Here is a 19702-nt window from a genome sequence, read left to right as displayed (position 1 = left end):
ATCTAGATGGATGTAATGTAAGTTATTGTTATTGAAATATAAAAAACTGAATTGCAAAAAAAACGCGCTATATGCAATTTTCCACTTGCGGCTTTGTGGGGTAAACCTTAGAACCCCCTTCACCGGCGCTGCTGAGGCGGTGCTGACGGATCGGAGAGACGGTCGGACGGGCTGGAGAGACAGTTGAGACGCATCGGAGAGACGGTGGGCATCTTGAGGGATTGAGTTAGGCGGGCGCGCTGAGGGATTGGCGCAACGGTCTGGTTTTTGGCTCTTGGTGTTATGTTCTTTGACATTGATGGATAACTGAAGAGATATGTGGGCGGTTTGGTTCGTTTTCGACGGATTGAATGTCTGTATATCGCGCTGGTAGGGGTTAGTGCTCAAGTAGCCGAATAGGCGGTAGCACACTTAATGATCCCGATGACCAGTGTCAGCTTCACTGTTTGTACGGCTTTCGGTTTCTGATGAAACCAGAAGCACACAAACAGATGACTTTTGGTTGCACCCTGCCTAGCCGGGTAGGGGGATTGCCTAATCGCGCTCAAGTAGCCGAATAGGCGGTATCGCAATCAAAGATGTGCAGAGGTTCGAACGTCAAGGATAGCGCAGCAATGTGCTTTCAACTTGAGAGTTTGATCCTGGCTCAGAACGAACGCTGGCGGCAGGCCTAACACATGCAAGTCGAGCGCGCCTTCGGGCGAGCGGCGGACGGGTTAGTAACGCGTGGGAATATGCCCAGATCTAAGGAATAGCCACTGGAAACGGTGAGTAATACCTTATACGCCCTTCGGGGGAAAGATTTATCGGATTTGGATTAGCCCGCGTTAGATTAGGTAGTTGGTGGGGTAATGGCCTACCAAGCCTACGATCTATAGCTGGTTTTAGAGGATGATCAGCAACACTGGGACTGAGACACGGCCCAGACTCCTACGGGAGGCAGCAGTGGGGAATCTTGGACAATGGGGGCAACCCTGATCCAGCCATGCCGCGTGAGTGATGAAGGCCTTAGGGTCGTAAAGCTCTTTCGCCTGTGAAGATAATGACGGTAGCAGGTAAAGAAACCCCGGCTAACTCCGTGCCAGCAGCCGCGGTAATACGGAGGGGGTTAGCGTTGTTCGGAATTACTGGGCGTAAAGCGCACGTAGGCGGATCGGAAAGTTGGGGGTGAAATCCCGGGGCTCAACCCCGGAACTGCCTCCAAAACTATCGGTCTAGAGTTCGAGAGAGGTGAGTGGAATTCCGAGTGTAGAGGTGAAATTCGTAGATATTCGGAGGAACACCAGTGGCGAAGGCGGCTCACTGGCTCGATACTGACGCTGAGGTGCGAAAGTGTGGGGAGCAAACAGGATTAGATACCCTGGTAGTCCACACCGTAAACGATGAATGCCAGTCGTCGGGTAGCATGCTATTCGGTGACACACCTAACGGATTAAGCATTCCGCCTGGGGAGTACGGTCGCAAGATTAAAACTCAAAGGAATTGACGGGGGCCCGCACAAGCGGTGGAGCATGTGGTTTAATTCGAAGCAACGCGCAGAACCTTACCAACCCTTGACATCCCGGGACCGGTCCAGAGATGGATCTTTCACTTCGGTGACTCGGTGACAGGTGCTGCATGGCTGTCGTCAGCTCGTGTCGTGAGATGTTCGGTTAAGTCCGGCAACGAGCGCAACCCACATCCTTAGTTGCCAGCAGTTCGGCTGGGCACTCTAGGGAAACTGCCCGTGATAAGCGGGAGGAAGGTGTGGATGACGTCAAGTCCTCATGGCCCTTACGGGTTGGGCTACACACGTGCTACAATGGCAGTGACAATGGGTTAATCCCAAAAAACTGTCTCAGTTCGGATTGGGGTCTGCAACTCGACCCCATGAAGTCGGAATCGCTAGTAATCGCGTAACAGCATGACGCGGTGAATACGTTCCCGGGCCTTGTACACACCGCCCGTCACACCATGGGAGTTGGTTCTACCCGACGGCCGTGCGCTAACCTTTTTGGGGGCAGCGGACCACGGTAGGATCAGCGACTGGGGTGAAGTCGTAACAAGGTAGCCGTAGGGGAACCTGCGGCTGGATCACCTCCTTTCTAAGGATGTTCCTAGATTTGATAGGCTTGCCTTCAACGTGGAACACTTAGCAGAAGATCAACAAACAAAGTTGATCAAACTCATGGACCGAGCCGTCCTCATATCTCTTCAGAAAATCAGGATCTTGCGAATAGGCGTGAGGTCCGGCAAGGGGCCTTAGCTCAGCTGGGAGAGCGCCTGATTTGCATTCAGGAGGTCAGGAGTTCGATCCTCCTAGGCTCCACCACTTCTGCAGTCGGCCCCGTATAAAGTGGGTCGGTAGCTCAGGTGGTTAGAGCGCACGCCTGATAAGCGTGAGGTCGGAGGTTCAAGTCCTCCTCGACCCACCACTTTCCTTCGATTTGACCGTTAAGCACTGTTTTGAGTGTTTAGCCGTCCAATCGGACGTCGCTTCTTCGGAAGCATTGACATCGTATAGAGAGAAATCAATCAACACTGTTTGATCGCGCCGAGTGTGGCGTAGATCTCAGTCGTTCTCCTCTTCGGAGGGGTGGGTTGTGACACGGGTGTTTCCTCGCCTGTCCACGACTATCGCGGCTGAAACGAACAGAGTTGTCCAAGTCAAGTACACTAACCCGCATGATCTGACGATCATGCATTGTCTTCTATCCTCTGCGTGGGGCCGACCGACATCGGCAGCGCGGGTTCCAGGATGGAAGGCGGGAAAGTATGCTTTTGGTTCAGAAGAAAGATCATCTTTAGTTACCAGCTGGATGATCGTGATCGATCCGACCCCCCGAACTGTGAAGGCCGAAGGCCGGAAGAGTTCATGTCCTCAAGTAGCCGAATAGGCGGTAGGACAAATAAGGTCGTGTCTTTCTCTTTCTGGATCAAATCAAGCGCGAGAAGGGCGTTTGGTGAATGCCTTGGCAGCAAGAGGCGATGAAAGACGTGATACTCTGCGATAAGCCATGGGGAGCTGAGAATAAGCTTTGATCCATGGATTTCTGAATGGGGCAACCCACTTGAAAGCTTCATATTGTTAGTTTTGCTAATCAATATGTTGCTTAACCAAGTACTTAAGACCTGAATACATAGGGTTTTAAGAGCAAACCCGGGGAACTGAAACATCTAAGTACCCGGAGGAAAGGAAATCAATTGATACTCCCCTAGTAGCGGCGAGCGAACGGGGACCAGCCGAGCCAGATGAGTGACTAGAACACGTTGGGAAGCGTGGCCATAGCGGGTGACAGCCCCGTATAGGAAGCTTTGATGGACGTATTAAGTAGGGCGGAACACGTGAAATTCTGTCTGAAGATCGGAGGACCACCTTCGAAGGCTAAGTACTCCTTGCTGACCGATAGCGAACCAGTACCGTGAGGGAAAGGTGAAAAGCACCCCGACGAGGGGAGTGAAACAGTACCTGAAACCGAACGCCTACAATCAGTCGGAGGCTCCTTGCGAGCTGACGGCGTACCTTTTGTATAATGGGTCATCGACTTGGTCTCACGAGCAAGCTTAAGCCGTTAGGTGTAGGCGTAGCGAAAGCGAGTCTTAATAGGGCGCATGAGTTCGTGGGATCAGACCCGAAACCGAGTGATCTAGGCATGGCCAGGTTGAAGGTAAGGTAACACTTACTGGAGGACCGAACCCACATCCGTTGAAAAGGATCGGGATGAGCTGTGCCTAGGGGTGAAAGGCCAATCAAACTCGGAGATAGCTGGTTCTCTGCGAAATCTATTTAGGTAGAGCGTCATCCGAATACCCCGGGGGGTAGAGCACTGGATGGGTAATGGGGCCCCACAGGCTTACTGATCCTAACCAAACTCCGAATACCCGGGAGTACTAGATGGCAGACACACTGCGGATGCTAACGTCCGTAGTGGAGAGGGAAACAACCCTGACCTACGACTAAGGCCCCCAATTCATGGCTAAGTGGGAAAGCAGGTGGGACGACCAAAACAACCAGGAGGTTGGCTTAGAAGCAGCCATCCTTTAAAGATAGCGTAACAGCTCACTGGTCTAAATAAGTTGTCCTGCGGCGAAGATGTAACGGGGCTCAAGCCATGAGCCGAAGTCTAGGGATGCGTAAGCATCGGTAGCAGAGCGTAGTGTGACATAGATCCATGCCTCCTTGATCCCTTCGGGGATATTGGAGGCGAGGATCTTTCGATGAAGCCGGCCTGTGAGGGATCCGGTGGAGAGATCACTAGTGAGAATGATGACATGAGTAGCGACAAAGAGTGTGAGAGACACTCTCGCCGAAAGTCCAAGGGTTCCTGCTTAAAGCTAATCTGAGCAGGGTAAGCCGGCCCCTAAGCCGAGGCCGAAAGGCGTAGGCGATGGGAACTAGGTTAATATTCCTAGGCCAGGAGGATGTGACGGATTGCGGATGTAGTTCAGCCTTATCGGATTGGTTGGGCTGCTGAGCAGTTCCTGGAAATAGCCCTCCATCAGACCGTACCCTAAACCGACACAGGTGGACTGGTAGAGCATACCAAGGCGCTTGAGAGAACGATGTTGAAGGAACTCGGCAAAATACCTCCGTAAGTTCGCGAGAAGGAGGCCCGGTTCCTAGGCAACTAGGGGCTGGGGGCACAAACCAGGGGGTGGCGACTGTTTATTAAAAACACAGGGCTCTGCGAAGTCGCAAGACGACGTATAGGGTCTGACGCCTGCCCGGTGCCTGAAGGTTAAAAGGAGAGGTGAGAGCCTTGAATTGAAGCCCAGGTAAACGGCGGCCGTAACTATAACGGTCCTAAGGTAGCGAAATTCCTTGTCGGGTAAGTTCCGACCTGCACGAATGGCGTAACGACTTCCCCGCTGTCTCCAACATCGACTCAGCGAAATTGAATTGCCTGTCAAGATGCAGGCTTCCCGCGGTTAGACGGAAAGACCCCGTGCACCTTTACTACAGCTTCGCACTGGCATCAGGATTGTGATGTGCAGGATAGGTGGTAGGCTTTGAAGCAGGAACGCAAGTTCTTGTGGAGCCTCCCTTGAGATACCACCCTTCGCACTCTTGATGTCTAACCGCGGTCCGTTATCCGGATCCGGGACCCTGCGTGGCGGGTAGTTTGACTGGGGCGGTCGCCTCCTAAAGCGTAACGGAGGCGCGCGAAGGTTGGCTCAGAGCGGTCGGAAATCGCTCGTTGAGTGCAATGGCAGAAGCCAGCCTGACTGCGAGACTGACAAGTCGAGCAGAGTCGAAAGACGGCCATAGTGATCCGGTGGTCCCGAGTGGAAGGGCCATCGCTCAACGGATAAAAGGTACGCCGGGGATAACAGGCTGATACTGCCCAAGAGTCCATATCGACGGCAGTGTTTGGCACCTCGATGTCGGCTCATCTCATCCTGGGGCTGGAGCAGGTCCCAAGGGTACGGCTGTTCGCCGTTTAAAGAGGTACGTGAGCTGGGTTTAGAACGTCGTGAGACAGTTCGGTCCCTATCTGCCGTGGGTGTAGGAGACTTGAGAGGAGTTGCCCCTAGTACGAGAGGACCGGGGTGAACGATCCACTGGTGGACCAGTTGTCGTGCCAACGGCAGTGCTGGGTAGCTATGATCGGACAGGATAACCGCTGAAGGCATCTAAGCGGGAAGCCCCCCTCAAAACAAGGTCTCCCTGAGGGCCGTGGAAGACCACCACGTCAATAGGCCGGAGATGTAAGCGCAGTAATGCGTTCAGTTGACCGGTACTAATCGCCCGATAGGCTTGATTTGATCCAGTAATGGAAAGACAAGACCAAAGCATACACACCTTGAACATGGATAACTTCGTCGCTTTTTTGCAAAAGCAAAAAGAGCGACGGTGTTGATTGAAAACACAACCGAGTGGCAACGCGCCTTTTGCAAGCAAAAGACGCTGCCTGCCACCTGTCGCTTTCTTGCACAGCAAGAAAGTCGACATGGGCTTTTCCTCGGTTTGGTGGTCATAGCGCAAGTGAAACACCCGGTCCCATCCCGAACCCGGAAGTTAAGCACTGCCGCGCCAATGGTACTTGGGCTTAAGCCCCGGGAGAGTAGGTCACCGCCAAACCTAGTAAAAGCCCAATTCTCTCTAAACGATCACCAGAACACTACCCGGTCTCAAATAGCCCAATAGGCGGTAGACCAAACCAAAGTGTCGCGGGATGGAGCAGCCCGGTAGCTCGTCAGGCTCATAACCTGAAGGTCGCAGGTTCAAATCCTGCTCCCGCAACCAATATTCCAAACCAGACCGTTCGATCTACAAACAGTCCACCGGACTGTTTGCGTAACAATCAAACCGGGCCAGCCTCATAACCTAAAGGGTGAGGAGGAAGAGTGATCCATCCAGCAGATCGATCACCCGACGAACGCGCAACGCGCCGGGCCAAAGGTGAAAAGCCTCTCCCCGCAACCAAAACTCTTAGCCGGATATCAAGCACTTAGCGCCACAAGAGGCGCCTTCTGCGTATAGGACCACCGCACAACTGGAAGCACTGTGGAAGCAACGGGGCAAGTTTAGGCACGTCAGCCAAAGGTCGGCGCACTTACAAAGGTGAGTACGGCGCAGCCTGTTTGCCATTTCTAAGTAACCTTAAGTCGGTGCAAAAACCTTTTTAAAAGTAGAAACGAACAAAATTTCGTCGATTTCTGGAGAATCAGGAAACCGCAAGGTTATAATGGGAAAAACATCCGAAACTCGAGCGCCGTCGTCATTCGTCATTTTGAAAGTGCTCGGTCAATAATAAGAGTTCTTCTCCCGCCAAAAACCATTCTCCCGATAGACCAGAGAGCACTCAGGCACTAACAATCAAACGGGACCAGTCAAATCGGGCCAACCACGTATCGAAATCGTAACGTATGGAGGCACAATATCGCGGGGGCGAATATACGGACCGGGTACGGGCGAGGATGTCAAACCCTCATAGGAGTCCGATGGAGCCGCAATTATGATTGCAGGTGCAATGGGAATAATCGACGCATTAGTATCGGAACTCAAAGAAGAGAGCACTGAAAAATGTCAAAAATATTATGGCAGTTTGCGCTCTAACCGCCGATCATCAATATGGTTGAAATATTCGCTACATGTCAGAAAGCAAATAGGGTGCTTCATAACCTCATAACTTCTTGGAAGATCAACTGCGAATGCCCAACTTGCGGCTGCCCAAGCGCAGGCGGTAAAGGGAACTATACCTTTAGGTACGTTAACCCACCGCTAGTTTATTTCGATGTGCCTAAGTGTGCGTCAAGTTCCATTAGACGCGCGTTTTTTGGCCCTGATGAAAGCATGAGCCTGAGAAAACCCCCTGTCTTAGCTTTGACTCGCACATTCAGGTTCTCTTTCGTTCGAAATCCGTTTGCGAGGGCTCTATCCAACTGGAAAATGTTCACCAATGTACCGGGCCGCAAAAGGCAACTGCGATCCATGGGCGGCGACGAAACGGCCGACTTTTTTTCGTTCCTAAAGTTCTGCGGCCAGCATAAAAACCACCATTGGCAACCCCAATCTCTTTATGTACCCAAGAGGTTGGACTTTCTCGGACGGCTAGAGAATTTTTCCAGCGACTTCGCAAAAGTTCAAAGTGTCGCACTAGAATTTGGTTTGATAGAAAAACGGTCACAAGCACTGCACCTCAATGCAAACGCATCAGTAACTGAACACTATTCAAAATACTATGGCACAAAAGAACGAGAATTGGTGGAGGAGCTATACCAGGTTGACTGAAGACGTTTTGATTATGGTTTCGAAACCGCGTCTGAACACTAAAAGATGCAAGTATACCCGCTCTCATTTCGTAGTTCTCTTGGTCACGCATCAAAGTTTTGCCTCGGTAAGTCAAAAATTTGACTACATAGAAAAGAAGTTAAGATGGGAATACGAAAAAAAATTAAGGAACTTCTATTTGAAAAGACTGTGCAGGCTAAGAGCTGCCAGGTTCGGGAGGCAATGACTACCCCTGCAGCATCTCCGGATCACGCCAAAAATCGGAAATCACCCGTTAATAGTATGGTCCAAAAACAGCCCACCAAGTCCAGAATGGAGAAGTTAGGGGAAGTCTTGGAAGTTAATCGCAGGTTGACTTTCGGCGATCAGAAGGCGCAAGTGGATTTTCTCGTGAATTATGTTTTTGACTACGAAAACAACGGGCTCCCTAGAAATCGGTATTTTGTAGATCTTGCTTGTGCAGATGGTGTCCACATAAACAACACGTATTTTCTGGAATTGTGGCTAGGATGGAAGGGGTTGTTATTTGAACCCAATCCAAACTACTGGCCGACAATTGAGAAAGAGCGACGATCTCCGATTGTAAAAAAGGCTGTATCACGACGATCCGGCGAACTTGTGCAATTTCGGATCGACAACGGTATGCTTGGAGGGATTGTCTCAAAGGAGACTGACAATAATCCATCTGTTCGCGGCAAAGAGCTTGAAAACGCCGAGATTATTCACGTAGAAACAACGACTTTGAGTGACGAGTTAGATGCCTACAATGCTCCTACGGAGATCGATTTTCTCTCGCTTGATATTGAAGGCGCCGAACTGATGGCTATACAGGGGCTGGACTTAGAAAAGTACCGAATTCGGTGTCTTGCGATTGAACGTCCAACACCAGAGCTTTGTATTCTTCTTGATGAATTTGGGTATCGTCAGGCAAAACACCTGCGGAACGACGTTATCTATGTACACAAAAAATATTGGTCCGAAATTAACTGGAACCCTAGGGCAGTGTTTTCGTTTGTCCCCCCAAAGAAACGTTAAACTTCTAAGTTAAATTAAACTTTTGAGTATTAGCTTGGGCATCAACGGACGTCGCTCTAGGTCTTGCAATGTCTTCGGCTGCATGAATGCGCCAAAAAAACCTTTCTTCGCCAACAGGAAATCTTCCAATGGTCCTTAAAACGGGTATGTTCAAACACTTTTCTGGGCGGGAAAATTTCTGGAATGTTCGGTCAGAATACATAGTGTTACGCAAGGTTCCCATTCTTCAAGTTTGACAAAAGGGATTTGATTTGACCGCCACACCTACCAAACCCTCGCCACACCAAAAACCCGCCGCCCCTCAATGGTTGTCAAAAAACGTATTATGCCAACGTCGCAACCAACAATTGGGCGAACTGTACGAATTTTTTGGCGAGCCGGAAGTGCCCAACAAGCCCGTTAGATTGGTTCATGTTGTTAACTTTTTTTCCGTCAACGGTAATTTGGACTTCACGCAGGAAGCGACGGCAAAAAGTATGCTCGTAGCCGCCGAAAGTAGTAAATCAGGTTTTGGAGAGACCAAATTGGTGCAAGTTGGTTCTCCCGAAGATGTAGATATATTACCGAATGGCTTTGTTCAGAGCGCATTTCTGGAAAGAGACATTAGAGACTTCGGAAAGTTTGAAATCGAACGAACCTTTCCTTTATTGTTTGACATCTTGGACCGAGGCTCAGAATACGCTGGTGCAAATGACTATGTTATCTACACAAACGCTGACATCTGTTTAAAAGAGCACTTTTATGGTGCCATACGACAGCTAATCCTCGCCGGTTTTGACGCCGTTACAGTAAACCGAATGACGCTATGCGATAATCAAACTTCTGCCCCGCAAGCGCTCGTTGCCGCAGAAATTGGTAAGCTCCACGGAGGTTTTGACTGTTTTATTTTTCGAAAGTCTCACTATCAATCCTACCAAAAAAGCAATTCGTGTCTGGGAATAGGTGGCGTTGCGCGCCCTCTCCTTTACAACATGGTGACAACATCAAAAAGAATGCTCATGTTACAAAACGTCAACTTGACCTATCATTTTGGCAACGATAAGCCATGGCTGGATGAAAGCTATCTTGATTACGCCGCTCACAACAGAGCGGAAATGGTTACCACTCTGCAAAAGCTCCTACGCCATCCTGAGAAGCAAGAAGCGTTAAAAAGCTTCTGTTTTAATCACCCCGAGCCAAAAGTCGTTACTTCTGAGTTTGCAGACTAATCTAGATAGTGTCAGACTAAATTCTGCATTTCGTTCGAAGCGATAACGGCCCAGAGTTCTGTTCACTGGCAACCCAAATTTGGCTCGAGAAGGTCGGTGTGAACCTGATCCTGATCTACCCGGGCTCTCCCTGGGAGAACGGATACAACGAGGGGTTCAATGGAACACTCCGCCGTGAGGTTCTCAATTCCGAATGGTTCACAACGACCAAGCAGGCGAAGATCGTGATCAATTGCTGGCTCAGGCAATACAACCACACCCGACCCCATCAGGCCCTCAACATGCGCCCACCAGTCCCCGAAACACTAGTCCGAAATGGCTCAGAACATAGGGGCTAGACAAGAGCGGTGTGACGCAGAACGCGGACGCACGCGAAACTCTGGCTTTTCCGACACGGCATCTACAGCTTCCATTGGTGGCCACCTGACTCACAACCAAGTCGTCAACGAGAAACACCTGTGTGCTCGGTACCACGAGTCACTTGATTTACGTAGGAGCAGCTGAGCTTACCAGCACGTGAAGAGTAACTCCGACCAACCAGTGAGGGCAAAGACAGTCCGCTTTAATCTCCAGGGCAAAACAAATAGGATGTACCGACTTAGTGAGGCCTTGCCGCGTCCCTCGCGGAAATTAACGAAAGAATTCCGATGAACATAGACCAAGCACCGCTCGAATACGTTGCTGTTTTTGATGTCGTTCCAGGGCAGATTTACGAAATCAAACTAGCTGTGCAAAGAACGGATGGCGAAAACGAAGGCAAGCTTACTACATCGGCTGTTGAACTTAGGTTTTTTGACCGGTTTGGTTGTCGAGTTGGTCACGACGCAACTTGCAAACAATCTGGCCAGTTGGGTGGTGATCCACTTCAAATTGAAACGCTGCCCGCAGGCGACTTTGGTGACGATGTCTACACGGCCGCACTTGCGACACGTATCATTTTGGCACCCTCTGACGCCGTGCGTATGGAATTACATCCGCTGGCTAAAGAGATTGTACTGAGACGCTCCCATTTATCTGCCTCAGGGGTGCTTTGGTCATCAAATGATGCCGACCGCGCGCTCGAATTCGCACAAGAGAGATTCCCGGAGAGGCTCGGGCAATTGAAGACTAATTTTCTCTTGGAAAGAGATACGGCTGCCCTGATCGTAAATTCACCTCAGGCCCAGATCAGTGCCCTAAAGTCAAAGTATATGCCCAATGAAGCTTGGAAGGATTTTTTCCTGCGATTTAGTGAGACCAGCGAACAGAGTGATTTTGAACTACGGATGAAACACCTTCGCAGTGAGGTTACAAATCTTAGTAGAATTGGGTTCATTGGATCAGGAAGAGGCTATGAGCGTCTTTTTGGAGTGTCTAAGGTCTTCTGGCTGCGAGAAGCGAGCTACGTCGAACAACTGACGTACCTTAACCTAGATTTAATTATTGTGGAAACCTCATCAAGTAGCGAACCGGGCAACGATGAAACTGATTGGGCCTTAGCGTTTTCAAGTTTGGACGGCGCTTTGCCTGAACGAGGCGCGGCGTTTCTGGCGGCGGCAAAAGCAGCTGATGTTCCTGTACACCTTTGGGTTACAACCTATCCTGAAGCGGCGGGCGTTTGGACCGAATGCGCATCTGCCGTCGACAAAGTAGTTGTGGAATCTGGATCAAATGAAGACTGGGAGGCTCTGGGCGCGCCTTTCGTTAGGGTTCGCCGCGCCACCGAACCAGCTGCGTGTACGTTGGCGAGTTTGTACCGGCGTGATCCCGGACGTATTCTCTGCCCGGCTGCTTCGGATGCATTTCAAAAATCGGACTTCGCCGACCTGATCGCAGCACCTCTGCCCGGCGAGACAGCTCTCGCTGAGTTCCACTATGGCTTTACCCGCGGCGCGCTGGACACGCGACTTGGGGGGCGCTACCTGAAGGTTGTTGGAGAGCACAATCGGGCAATGCAGCGCCAGATGCTCCAAGCGTCCGGTGTCGTACTCCTGCCAGCCGAAAGTGTACGGGCAGACTCGATGCTTGAATCTCTTGCCATCGACGCGATCGCATCTGGTGCGATTCCGGTTCTGTTCGGCGAACCGAGGTCTGACTCCGCGCTACTGACCAGCCTCGACAAGATCTTTGGACCGCTCGATTTCATGGAACTGCTGGGGCGTTACAGTTGCGAGTGGGAACGTGAGCGGCGTTGGCGAGGGTTGATGCGGGACATAGTACGAAATCACGTATGGAACAGCGAGGAACGCGGGGCGCTGCTCGGCCAGGATCCGTTCCCGGAAGGTTTCGACACTCCGCTCGTCAGTTCTATTCTGGTGACCAAACGACCACATCTTCTGAAACAGTGTTTGGAAACATTTCGGAAACAAACTTGGCCGAACAAAGAGCTTATTCTGATTTTTAACTCGACGAGTATCCCAGAAGACTTGCCCGAGATGAATGAAAATGAGCAACTCTTTGCCATGCCCGAAGCTGCAAATATCGGAGAGTGCCTCAACCGGGGAATAGAATATTCTTCCGGTCGCTATTGGGTAAAAATGGACGATGACGATTTCTACAGTGCAACCTACATTGAAGAGACGGTAGCCTATTTTCGCTCGACTCAGTCCGAAGTCGTTGGACGACAATCAGCGTATTTCTACTTCGACGGAGAAGGTCAAACGTTTGCCCGTAGTATCGTTTTTGACCGTTGCTTTCGCCTGCAGTCGATGCGCGGACACGTGTCTGGAGCAACACTTTCAGCAGACAAGGCACGGGTCTCTTCCCGTTTTTCTATGAAATACAGAAACTCCAACGACTCAGAATGGATCGGTGGGCTGATTAAAGCCGGCGTTCGGGTATTTTCAGGAGACTCCACTTCAATGGTCGTCTATCGGGACGCCGACGTTAAAAAGCACACTTGGATGGCGAAAGACCTGCAAGTTGAAGTTCTCTGCGGCGGCAACTTGTTCGACCGTCTTGAAGAAAAGGCTTGATAACATGGTTTCTAACCCCTTTTCGGTCTTTCAAACGGTTACGTTCACAGAATATGTTGCTAGATTGGTCGTCCATTTGCGGTGGCGCGTCTTTGAATTGTAGCGCCCTGGGAGGCGAGTATGTCATCACAAGTGGTTTTTGTTATTGGCACCGGTCGGAGCGGTACTTCTCTAACAACCCAGGCCCTCTCGGAGCTGGGGGTAAAAATGCCGGAAGATCCAGTACCAGCTAGCGCGAACAACTTGCGCGGGACTGGTGAATCAATCCAGTTACGCGATCAAATAAATGACTTAAAGACCGCCCTTGGTCACAAGAAAGGCTTTCGCCCAAAAAATTGGGAACAGCACCCCGCTACGCAGCACGCTCGATGTGAACTCAGAGACTATCTGCTGCAAAGGTCTGCAACCTCCGAGTGCATGGGATTTTTGGCCAAAATTCCAGTCATGTCGGAGTATCTGCCAATGTGTGATCTGGCGGCGACCGAAGCACGGGTCACGTCACACTATGTGTGGGCGACCAGAGGTGCGGCCAAAACGCTGGAATCACTCATGCGAAGCTACAATTTCTCAAAGCATCAGGCTCGGAAAAGCTATCTTCAACGCGTTTACTATATTTTGCGTGATGCACCAGATCACACTATTCTAATCCCCTACGAGGCGTGGGCAGTTGACGCCAAAGGGCAGATCGACCTTCTCGCGGATCTTATTGGTCAGAACAAAACTTCTTGCCGAAGCGAAGCCGAGGACGCTTTCACCCCTTCCCTAGATCATAGCCGGTCTGCTGACTTGACCGCGTTGTCAGAGGTGGAAGAGGCGGTGGATGCACTTACCCTTAAGAAAAGATGCAGATTGGCCGACCTTGTGGATCGGAATTCGCCAGAGTTTTTCAGAGTGATGACTTGCCTAGCAGACGAAATTTTCCGACTAAACCCTGACGTTCCTATGAATTCCCTAGACGTTGAGCAGGAAATGCGTCTGGGCTTGCTTACTTGCATGGCAAAAACTTCTGAAAAGGAAACACCGGAAATGAATGAAAACCTAGAAATTCTTGAACACCGTGTTCGGGAAGTAAGCACGCAACAACTTGTAAACCAAGAGGCAATTGACGAACTTACTTTGAAACGAGATTCACTCGCAAAGGCAATGGACGAGCTTACTTTGGAACGAGATTCACTCGCAAAGGCGATAGACAATCTTACCCTGGAACGGGATTCGCTTGAGGAAAAAATAGAACGACGCTTTTATATCAAGATACAAGACTTGGAAGACCGTGAAGCTAAGCATCGTTTGAGGAAAGAAAAAGGTCAAAACAAACTTAAAGAAGACATTAAAATCCTTCGCCAGCAGAACGATCAAAAACTGAAAAAGATCTCAAAGTATAAGAAAGTTTCTGTCATTCTTGCAATTCCCTACGTTATTCTGACAGCGCCGATAAGCATTCCGTTAATAGTTTTCTTTGCTTTAAAAAGAGAAGCGCGACGTAACAATTCTAAGAACGTCACTTAGCCAAAACTTCCAAGTAGCGTCCGTCATCGACGTGACTTAGCCGGTTTTGTAGGGGTTTGGGAGCGCGGCACTCCCAACCTTCGTCGCTATCCAATTCTATTATTGTGGTGAGATAGTTCGCAATCACGCGGTCCGGCTTTTGCTACTTGGCTCCAACAAAGCTGATCAGCTACACACGATCGCCATCCAGCCAATCTACTTCTTCCATTTAACGCCCCGAAAGATTTGCTCCTCTACAATCCGATCTTTGTAACGCGCAGTAAGTTGCATCATCTCGTCCATGACGTCGTCTGTCAGGATGTTGGGCTTGAGGCCCAGATCAAGCAGCCCTGTATGCGCAGGATTGTAATAATGATCCTCCATTTCCTTGCGAGGGTTTTCCAGGTTGCGAATTTCCACATCCAACCCCAAGCGTTTCCCAGACGCCCGTACGCGTGATGCAAGATCGTTAACTGAAAAAGTTTCCACGAACTGGTTAAAGACCCGCAACTCGCCTTTATCAGCCGGATTTTCCACAGCCAGCTGTACACATTGAAGTGCATCTTTGAGGTGCAAATAGCCGCGCGTTTGGCCTCCGGCCCCATAAACTGTCAAAGGATACCCAGCCACCGCTTGAACCATGAAGCGGTTCAGAACAGTGCCAAAGACCTCATCATAGTTCAGGAAGGAATAAAGAGCATCATCATTATCATTTTCTTCGGTAGCAACACCGTAGACAGGGCCTTGCATGAGGTCAGTTACCCTTAGGTCCCATACCCGCACGTAGAACCATAGCATGTCTGTATCGAGCACCTTGGTCGTGTGGTAAAAAGAGCCAGCAGCACGCGGGAACAGGAAGGTTCCCTTGCGCCCTTTATGCTCGATTTCGATCCACCCTTCCTCGATGTCTATGTTCGGCGTGCCGTATTCGCCCATGGTCCCCAGCTTTACCAAGTGGGCATTCGGAGTATACTCGTTCATTGCGTGAATTACGTTGAAGGTCGCGCCAAGATTGTTATCAAGCGTTAGGCGCGCCGCAGCGCGATCCAGCATCGAGTACGGAGCAGAAGGCTGTTCTGCGTAATGGATAATAGAATCCGGGCGAAACTCTTCGAAAACTGATGAGATAAAATCCCAGTTGTCCAGATCGCCGATGCGGACTGAAACGTTCTTGCCAGATTTCTCGCTCCACAGCCTTGCCCGCTCTTGCAGATTTGGCACATCAAACAAGGCCGGAGTGTTAATTTCCATCATGAGGCGACGACGCAGGTAATTGTCTACGGCCATCACCTCGTGACCTGCCGCCGATAGCTTCATCGCTGTTGGCCAACCAATGTAGCCGTCACCGCCAAGAACAAGAACACGCATGGAAGGATCCTCCCGAAATAGTTGAGTTGAAATGTGTTAGAGGTTTTCGAGCGCTCGGTTTCTCAACCTGTTCGGAAGAACACCTTCGCGCAGCAACATGTCATCAATTTCAGAATCCGACATTAGTTCAGACCGATCCGAATGATAGATGATAGTACTTGGCTGTGTTGTGATCCAATCATACTTGTACTCTTGGCGCTGCTCAGAAGTATGTCCGGATGGAAGCACGATAAGAAATTTCTCACTCTCAAGGAGCCGATTGCTTTCCTCATCTGTAGAAAGTTCTTCCCAAAGTTTCTCTCCAGGTCGAGACCCTGTTATTTTAGTTTCCACACTAGATGGCGACACGTTGGCGAGAGGGGCGAGCCGAGCGATCATTACCCGCGCCAGATCAACAATCTTCAACACGGGCATTTTCGTAATGAAGATCTCTCCGCCTCGCGCCAACATCATGCTTTCGATCACCAGATCTGCGGCTTCTCTCATTGTCATCACGAAACGAGTCATTCGCTCATCAGTGATTGTAACAGGCCTACCATTTTCAATTTGTTGAGCAAACAGCGGAACAACCGAACCACGTGAACCCAAAACATTGCCAAACCTTGTGCAGGCAAAGACCGTTTTCGTCTTTTTGGAACGAAGGAAGTTCATGGCAGTGAACAGGCGCTCTCCCATCAGCTTGGATGTACCCATCACGTTGGTCGGATTTACGGCTTTATCCGAGGACGTGAAAATCACTTTCTCCAATCCCTGGGCAATGGCGACCCGACCCACAACTTCCGAACCCTGGATATTCACGTTGATCGCCGAGAACGGGCTTCGTTCGCAGGACGGAACATGCTTGAGGGCGGCGCAATGAAAGCACAGGTCCATGTCAGAGAACGTGCGACTCATTTCTCGTTCGTCGGTGATGTCGCAATGGTAGAACTCGACACCCTTATTGCCTCGGTATTCGATTTCCATTTCAAACAACGCGCTTTCGTTGTTGTCGATTACGCGGATCAGCTCGGGTTCAAGTTCAATTAGGCAGGCAAAGATTTCTCGCCCTACGGACCCAACGCCTCCTGTAATGACTATGCGCTTCCCTCGGAAGTATTCGACAATATCCATATTTGTTTCTCTGCTCTCCCACGCCAGTGGCTGAATTTTTCTGTTTAGCTTGCCTGTTGAAGCGTGTATTTGGAGGTCCTGATGCTCAGTGTGTATGTTTCTTTTCAACGTCCGTTAGGACGTACTTTTAATCCAACGCTCGTGACACATTGTCAATGTTTGAAAAGCCGGGCAAGCTTAGGGTATCACTGACGGAGGGAAGTCCCTGTTTTAGGTAAGGCTCTTGACGCTACAGAGCGGTAAATTATCTTACTTTGTTTGTCAGCGGTGCCCCTCGCAGCTTGCCAGCTTGGGCCCTTCGCAAGTTGAACGCAAGGTGTATTACGATAAGTGTGAGTGATTGCACGATGATACCTGTGCCGTAACTCAACCCAATATAGTCCCGGCTGTCCTGTTCAAAACTAACGGCAGGTGTTTCTAGCAACTTTTTCTTCTCGCTTTGCAGCTTCGAGTTGGCTGACAGGCCATTGCGCACCAACCAGTTAAACAATATTGAAGGAGGGCCGAATGCAGATTGTCAGCGAAATAGTCTGATTGCTGATTGACAGCAATCCCGATCATTTGTGTTAGAAAAATAAGGCCTTATATGAGTGGCAGGAGCTAAAGATATGGCAAGTGAGCGGAAGCGTCGGGTGGCTGTGTGCATGCCTGTCTTTAATGCCGAGCCGTGGCTCAAAAACAGTGTCCAATCCATTCTCGCGCAAACTTACGAGGACTTTGATCTATTCCTTTGTGACGACGGATCTACGGACGAAAGTTTCGAGATTGCATCTTCTTTTGAAGACCCAAGAGTTCGCCCCTTCAAAAACGATAGAAACAAGGGCCCTGCTGAAACCAGAAACCGGATGAACAGGAATGCAATCGAGCAAGGGTACGACTACATCGCTTTTATGGACGCTGATGATGTTTGTCGCAAAGACAGGCTTAGCACCCAAATTGATATCCTGGACAGAGATCCGTCCCTGGACATTTGCGGTGCGTCTTGCAGAGTTGCGTTAACAGGAGGTCGTTGGCGGGTGTCAGAGGAGCCGAGCAAAGTAAAAGTTGACTGCTTGTTCCACAACCCGATTCCGACCCCCACGGCTGTAGTCAGAACAAGCTGCCTTGCCCAGACGAAGATTGAATTTGCGCCTAGTATGGTGCCGTGTGCAGACTATGATTTTTTCTCAAAGCTCGTAATCGAAAGCAATAGACCAGCTATTGGAGTAGATCAGGACCTGCTTACTTATAACTACAATGAGGCCGGTGTCAGTCACAACGATAAGCGGGCAGGTCAGATAAAAGTGGATAAGGAAATTAAGCTAAACATTTCAAGCATCCTGGGATTGGATGTGGACTTTGACATCGTTTCCTCATTCCATGATGTTGCATTTCGCCAGGAAGAGGTTCGTTACAGTGATATCTTAAATTTTCTGGTTTTCGCAGTGCAGGTTATCGTCCAAAACGACAGGGGAGGGGCGGTTTTTGAGAAAACGTATCTCAGGAACCGTTTTAGGTCCTGTCTGTCGTTCTACAAATCAAAATTCAATATATTGAAACTTTCTCAAACGTGCGAACTCGAAAAGACATTTGTAGATCACTTGGGCCTTTCTCATGGAAATGCAATGACAAGCGCGCTGCTCGCAGAAGAGATTTTGGTTCGGTAAGATGTCTCTGTCCGTAATTATTCCGTCATTTAATACCGAAAAATGGATCGAGCTTGCGATCCGTAGTGTTGTCAACGAAGGTGTCGAAGATTATGAAATCATTGTGGTGGACGATGCTTCTACTGACAGCACCGCGGCAGTAGTCGAAAAGTTATCGCAGCAAAATGACAAAATCACTTTGATAAAACTTTCGGTTAATACTCCTGGTGGCGCTGGAATTCCTTCGAATATTGGTTTGCAAAGAGCGAAGAAGGATTTTGTGGCCTTTCTGGACAGTGATGATTGGGTCCAGCGTGGGTACTTTTCAAAACAGCTTTCTGCATTGAAGCAATCGGACGCCGATTTTTCAATCTCCTCATATGAGAGTATAGATGCGGAAACGCTTGAGAAGAACCCTGCCTACGATTTCGACGTTTGGTCTGCGTACAAAGGGCGGGAACGAACAATTGACCCGAGAAAAGCGCTAGCTTTGTCTCCAGAACCTTGGCGGAAAATCTACAAATCAGATTTTCTAAGAAAAAAAGGTTTGAAATTCCCCGAGGTAGATCACTTCAATGAAGATTATCCGTTCCATTGGAATGTGTGTACCAATGCAAAATCAGCCGTTTTGGTGCCACAAACCGGGTACCTTCACCGCGTTAATCGATATGGGCAGACGACAGCAGAATCGGGAAATAGATACACTTCTTTTCTTCCGCACTCGCTTGCCATTGTTGAGGAATTGAAAAAGAAAAACGACAAGAAGGCTCTTGGCTATTTTCAATCTTGGTTAGTTCGACATTCGCAAATTATTGAGGCTCAACTGTCCGAGGAAGAAAAAAAGGGATTATTTTCAGCATTTCATGAGGTTTGCCAGCGTGCCGCCTTTCAAGGCGCTTCTTTTGAATCATGCAGAAATAACAGCGCCAAACGGTTATATATTTTTCAATCCATTCAGGCTGGTGACTATTCCGCCTACACTAACTCTCTTTTTCTAATTCAGCGTAAGTCAAACAGATCAATAAAGCGTCGTTTGTTTAAGAAATTTGGGTTGATAGGGGTTTTAAGGTTTGTTTCAGCTCGGGTGGTGCGAGGATCGCTATAGAGTTGGGATCCATAGGCGTCCGGTCGGCAGTGTGTCTGGAGACTGTCTGACGTCAGCGCCAATGGGACATTTTAGGTCGATTTGATAAGAGAGGGTTT

At 49.6% G+C, this 19702-nt stretch carries 10 protein-coding genes, 3 tRNA genes and 3 rRNA genes; 14 read left to right on the top strand and 2 right to left on the bottom strand.

The window, feature by feature from the left end; genetic code table 11:
- Nucleotides 1–623 precede the first annotated feature (623 nt).
- The 12 genes from GOV88_RS05670 (at nucleotide 624) to GOV88_RS05615 (ending at nucleotide 14417) form a co-directional block, all read left to right on the top strand.
- Nucleotides 624–2084: ribosomal RNA gene (locus GOV88_RS05670) — 16S ribosomal RNA — on the top strand.
- A 151-nt stretch (nucleotides 2085–2235) separates the two neighbouring features.
- A tRNA-Ala gene (locus tag GOV88_RS05665) sits at nucleotides 2236–2311 on the top strand.
- 26 nt (nucleotides 2312–2337) lie between these two features.
- A tRNA-Ile gene (locus GOV88_RS05660) sits at nucleotides 2338–2414 on the top strand.
- 504 nt (nucleotides 2415–2918) lie between these two features.
- Nucleotides 2919–5745 (top strand): 23S ribosomal RNA (locus GOV88_RS05655).
- Nucleotides 5746–5946: 201 nt separating this feature from the next.
- Nucleotides 5947–6061, top strand: a 5S ribosomal RNA gene (rrf, locus tag GOV88_RS05650).
- The 16S, 23S and 5S rRNA genes sit together here with 3 tRNA genes alongside, the layout of an rRNA operon.
- An 88-nt stretch (nucleotides 6062–6149) precedes the next feature.
- A tRNA-Met gene (locus GOV88_RS05645) sits at nucleotides 6150–6226 on the top strand.
- Between the two features lie 828 nt (nucleotides 6227–7054).
- Nucleotides 7055–7714: a sulfotransferase family 2 domain-containing protein gene (locus GOV88_RS05640; RefSeq protein WP_254449176.1), complete on the top strand. Its 660-nt coding sequence runs from the start codon at nucleotides 7055–7057 to the stop codon at nucleotides 7712–7714.
- Nucleotides 7715–7858: 144 nt separating this feature from the next.
- Nucleotides 7859–8749 carry an FkbM family methyltransferase gene (locus GOV88_RS05635; protein ID WP_171239804.1) on the top strand — a complete coding sequence of 297 codons (891 nt, stop codon included), beginning with the start codon at nucleotides 7859–7861 and terminating at the stop codon, nucleotides 8747–8749.
- A 251-nt stretch (nucleotides 8750–9000) separates the two neighbouring features.
- Nucleotides 9001–9957 carry a hypothetical protein gene (locus tag GOV88_RS05630; RefSeq protein ID WP_171239803.1) on the top strand — a complete coding sequence of 319 codons (957 nt, stop codon included), beginning with the start codon at nucleotides 9001–9003 and terminating at the stop codon, nucleotides 9955–9957.
- 98 nt (nucleotides 9958–10055) lie between these two features.
- Complete coding sequence (locus GOV88_RS20725) at nucleotides 10056–10295, top strand: integrase core domain-containing protein (RefSeq protein ID WP_171239802.1); 240 nt, start codon at nucleotides 10056–10058, stop codon at nucleotides 10293–10295.
- A 309-nt stretch (nucleotides 10296–10604) separates the two neighbouring features.
- A complete protein-coding gene (locus tag GOV88_RS05620; RefSeq protein ID WP_171239801.1) occupies nucleotides 10605–12911 on the top strand; it encodes a glycosyltransferase family A protein in 2307 nt (768 codons plus the stop codon).
- Nucleotides 12912–13031: 120 nt separating this feature from the next.
- Nucleotides 13032–14417, top strand: a complete 1386-nt coding sequence (locus GOV88_RS05615) for a hypothetical protein (protein WP_171239800.1) — start codon at nucleotides 13032–13034, stop codon at nucleotides 14415–14417.
- Nucleotides 14418–14612: 195 nt separating this feature from the next.
- Here GOV88_RS05615 and GOV88_RS05610 read toward each other — a convergent pair whose 3' ends face one another.
- The gene (locus GOV88_RS05610) at nucleotides 14613–15764 is read right to left on the bottom strand and encodes an NAD-dependent epimerase/dehydratase family protein (protein WP_171239799.1); all 1152 of its coding nucleotides are present in this window, start codon (nucleotides 15762–15764) and stop codon (nucleotides 14613–14615) included.
- 36 nt (nucleotides 15765–15800) lie between these two features.
- A complete protein-coding gene (locus tag GOV88_RS05605; RefSeq protein WP_171239798.1) occupies nucleotides 15801–16874 on the bottom strand; it encodes a polysaccharide biosynthesis protein in 1074 nt (357 codons plus the stop codon).
- Between the two features lie 608 nt (nucleotides 16875–17482).
- On the opposite strand from GOV88_RS05605, the gene GOV88_RS05600 reads away from it, so the two are divergent.
- Nucleotides 17483–18520, top strand: coding sequence for a glycosyltransferase family A protein (locus GOV88_RS05600; RefSeq protein ID WP_171239797.1), 1038 nt, complete (start codon nucleotides 17483–17485; stop codon nucleotides 18518–18520).
- A 1-nt stretch (nucleotide 18521) separates the two neighbouring features.
- On the top strand, nucleotides 18522–19604 hold the full coding sequence (locus GOV88_RS05595) for a glycosyltransferase family 2 protein (RefSeq protein ID WP_171239796.1): 1083 nt from the start codon (nucleotides 18522–18524) through the stop codon (nucleotides 19602–19604).
- Nucleotides 19605–19702 lie beyond the last annotated feature (98 nt).

It is taken from the genome of Ruegeria sp. HKCCA5491, assembly GCF_013034565.1.
In the GTDB taxonomy this organism is placed as follows: Bacteria; Pseudomonadota; Alphaproteobacteria; order Rhodobacterales; family Rhodobacteraceae; genus Ruegeria.
This window is presented reverse-complemented; position numbering and strand designations above follow the sequence as displayed.

Excerpts from the sequence above, each read along its gene's own strand:
- GOV88_RS05610 (WP_171239799.1), bottom strand. The coding sequence starts at position 15,764 with ATGCGTGTTCTTGTTCTTGGCGGTGACGGCTACATTGGTTGGCCAACA.
- GOV88_RS05620 (WP_171239801.1), top strand. The coding sequence starts at position 10,605 with ATGAACATAGACCAAGCACCGCTCGAATACGTTGCTGTTTTTGATGTC.
- GOV88_RS05595 (WP_171239796.1), top strand. The coding sequence starts at position 18,522 with ATGTCTCTGTCCGTAATTATTCCGTCATTTAATACCGAAAAATGGATC.
- GOV88_RS05635 (WP_171239804.1), top strand. The coding sequence starts at position 7,859 with ATGGGAATACGAAAAAAAATTAAGGAACTTCTATTTGAAAAGACTGTG.
- GOV88_RS05600 (WP_171239797.1), top strand. The coding sequence starts at position 17,483 with ATGGCAAGTGAGCGGAAGCGTCGGGTGGCTGTGTGCATGCCTGTCTTT.
- GOV88_RS05605 (WP_171239798.1), bottom strand. The coding sequence starts at position 16,874 with ATGGATATTGTCGAATACTTCCGAGGGAAGCGCATAGTCATTACAGGA.
- GOV88_RS05615 (WP_171239800.1), top strand. The coding sequence starts at position 13,032 with ATGTCATCACAAGTGGTTTTTGTTATTGGCACCGGTCGGAGCGGTACT.
- GOV88_RS05640 (WP_254449176.1), top strand. The coding sequence starts at position 7,055 with ATGGTTGAAATATTCGCTACATGTCAGAAAGCAAATAGGGTGCTTCAT.